The sequence below is a fragment of the Arthrospira sp. PCC 8006 genome (assembly GCF_046480465.1).
Taxonomy (GTDB): Bacteria; Cyanobacteriota; Cyanobacteriia; order Cyanobacteriales; family Microcoleaceae; genus Limnospira; species Limnospira platensis.
The window spans coordinates 1-1,358 of the sequence record NZ_PKGG01000457.1 but is presented as its reverse complement, the minus strand read 5'-3'; the positions used below and the strand labels follow the sequence as shown (position 1 = coordinate 1,358).

The window sequence follows — 1,358 nt, the reverse complement described above, 5'->3', positions numbered from 1 at the left end:
CCAACCTCTGGATKAGAATATGAGCTACCTGCAACTCGCTCTCCCGTTACTCCTAACCCTGAACCATCAGGGTCAGATACTCCGGGTGATGACGATCCGATTCCCTTCTAATCTCAAATCCCCTTGAAAGACTCACCGTTTCAGAGAGGGGAAGTTTTTAAGCAACTTTGGTTCTGCTATACAAGGAAATTGCAGGGTGAATAAACTGCCTTTTCCGAGTTCACTTTTGACCGTCAAAGAACCTTGATGATGATAAGCGATCGCCTGTGCTATGGCTAGTCCTAATCCGGTTCCCCCAGTTGGGCGAGAGCGATCGCTATCCACCCGATAAAATCTCTCAAAAATTCGAGTTGGGGCGGCGATCGGCCATGCCAATCCCTGTATCTTGGACTGTAATTAAAGCCGTGCGATCGCGCACCATTAAACTCACAACCACTTCCCCTGCTATGGCGCGTATATTGAATGGCATTAGCGATTAAATTGGACACTAAACGATAAAGCTGAGATTCATTACCTAACACATAAATTTCCGGAGCCGGAACTTCTTGCATTAGATGAATTTCCGCGCCTAGTTGCAAATTCTGCATATTCTTCAGTTAAATCATGAATTAAATCATTTAAACAACAGGGTTTAAAGGCTTGGCTGGAGGATTGATGTTCCAAGGTACTGAGAAATAATAAATCGGCGATTAAATGACTTAAACGTCGTCCCTGTCGTTCAAGGGTTTGTAGCATCGCCTGCATTTGCTGGGGATTTGATGGGGGAACCCGTAAAATAGCCTCAATAGTTGCTAAAAGAGTCCGGAGGGGAGAGCGCAGTTCATGGTCCGGATTGGCAGTAAACTGTTGTTGCTGTTGATAGGATTGGTAAATCGGCTGCATCGCTAATCCAGACAGCCACCAACCAGCCACCACGACTAAACCTAACGCCAAAGGAAACCCTAAACCTAAAATCCACCTCATTCGATTAACTTCTGCATCAAACATCGCGCTTCGTGCGTCCAATTTGGATATATCCCCAAGAGGAATCTAAGTGCATTGGCGTTTGAGGATTAACCCCCGCACTGTGGAGAATGGTAGTGAATTGATGGTAGCGCGTCCCTCTCGCACTGCGAAAGGTTTGCCAATCGGGGGGGTTGAAGGTTTGGGGTAAGGGGAGAGGATGGTTGGGGGAAAAGGCTAAGAGTTCACCGCGATGATTGAACACCCGGATATAGTAGGTACTGCGATCGCTAATGCCAATGGTATGACGTTGAATAAATCGGGGATGATGGTAACAATCGGTTTTCCTTTTAGACATAAATCGGGAAAAATTTGCCCTTCTCCGACCCGTTGGATCTCCAGATTGAGGGAGCATC

The 1,358-nt window shown here is 46.6% G+C and carries 3 protein-coding genes and 1 pseudogene; all 4 read right to left on the bottom strand.

The features are described 5' to 3' along the window. Nucleotides 1–132 precede the first annotated feature (132 nt). Nucleotides 133–375, bottom strand: a complete 243-nt coding sequence (locus tag B9T16_RS28735) for an ATP-binding protein (RefSeq protein WP_199318169.1) — start codon at nt 373–375, stop codon at nt 133–135. Continuing rightward, a complete protein-coding gene (locus B9T16_RS28730; protein ID WP_014274991.1) occupies nt 338–469 on the bottom strand; it encodes a HAMP domain-containing histidine kinase in 132 nt (43 codons plus the stop codon). Before B9T16_RS28730 ends, B9T16_RS28735 begins: the two co-directional genes overlap by 38 nt. A 41-nt stretch (nt 470–510) precedes the next feature. Continuing rightward, nucleotides 511–963 (bottom strand): sensor histidine kinase, encoded by a 453-nt coding sequence (locus B9T16_RS28725; protein ID WP_410246396.1) that lies wholly within the window; start codon nt 961–963, stop codon nt 511–513. A 16-nt stretch (nt 964–979) separates the two neighbouring features. Then, nucleotides 980–1,358: pseudogene (locus tag B9T16_RS28720) on the bottom strand (two-component sensor histidine kinase); the annotation flags it as partial.